The organism is Dellaglioa sp. CoH-57-MRSF-19 (assembly GCF_056781975.1).
Window position 1 is genome coordinate 1 of the sequence record NZ_JBXAXW010000332.1, and the last position, 241, is coordinate 241.

The window sequence follows — 241 nt, forward strand, 5'->3', positions numbered from 1 at the left end:
GGTTCAGGTCTTCCGCCCCGCCTCCCGGGTTCCGTCCGCGCTCTCCACGGTGGAGAGTGGGCGCATGGACATCGCATTCCTCGGGCTCGGCCGGATGGGCCGCGAGCTCGTCCCGCACGTGATCGACGCCGGCCACACCGTCACCGTCTGGAACCGCTCACCGGAGCCGGCCGAGACCATCGGCCGCCGCGGCGCACATGTCGCGGTCTCGGCGGCGGACGCCGTGGCCGCCGCGGACACG

1 protein-coding gene is annotated in these 241 nt (G+C 74.3%); it reads left to right on the plus strand.

All coding sequences use genetic code 11. The features are described from left to right. Positions 1 to 64: 64 nt before the first annotated feature. The coding region (locus tag AC1RO3_RS09395; protein ID WP_481764153.1) for an NAD(P)-binding domain-containing protein at positions 65 to 241 on the plus strand (177 nt) is incomplete at its 3' end.